At 50.3% G+C, this 471-nt stretch carries 1 protein-coding gene; it reads right to left on the bottom strand.

The window, feature by feature from the left end:
* Positions 1 to 24: 24 nt before the first annotated feature.
* Entirely contained in the window at positions 25 to 351 is a 327-nt protein-coding gene (locus tag PsWM33_RS13360) for a hypothetical protein (RefSeq protein WP_063300569.1), read from the bottom strand.
* Between the last annotated feature and the right edge of the window lie 120 nt (positions 352 to 471).

Raw genomic sequence — 471 nt, 5'->3', positions numbered from 1 at the left:
CCTTGGAGTGCCGTTCACAGTGATCTAATCAAGAGACACAATATTGGTTTCAACCGGTGGTGGAGAGGCGACGCTGCGTGTCGCGTGACTGGAAAATCCTTTAGGGAAGGACGTGCCAGACAACGCATCAGTCAAAATTCCGCAGGTCTTATTCAGTGCCTCTAGGCGGTCAGATAATGCATGGTGCAAAGTGAAGAGAACGTCACGTTCACTGCTGTTCTTCATCCGCTCGCTCAGCACCAGATGCTGCATATAAGCAAGGTTCTGAAGATCAGAAACAGCAAAGTTCACGTCATCAATTTCATTCTGAAGAGTATTTGTGGCGCCACAGGCGCATGCAGAGTCGTCCATATTCAAAGCCTTCTTTTCTGGCTGTTGAAGTTCCGCACGACAGATGAGCTTGTGACGGCCCGCTGGCGAGCGGGAGGTTCACAACCTGGAAAAGACAGGCGAGTTTATTCCCTCCCGAAA

This window comes from Pseudovibrio sp. WM33, assembly GCF_001623165.1.
Lineage (GTDB): Bacteria > Pseudomonadota > Alphaproteobacteria > Rhizobiales > Stappiaceae > Pseudovibrio.
The sequence above is the reverse complement of the archived record's forward strand: the minus strand, read 5'-3'. Positions and strand labels throughout refer to the sequence as shown.

Coding starts and splice junctions, on each gene's coding strand:
- PsWM33_RS13360 (WP_063300569.1), bottom strand. CDS start 351: ATGGACGACTCTGCATGCGCCTGTGGCGCCACAAATACTCTTCAGAAT.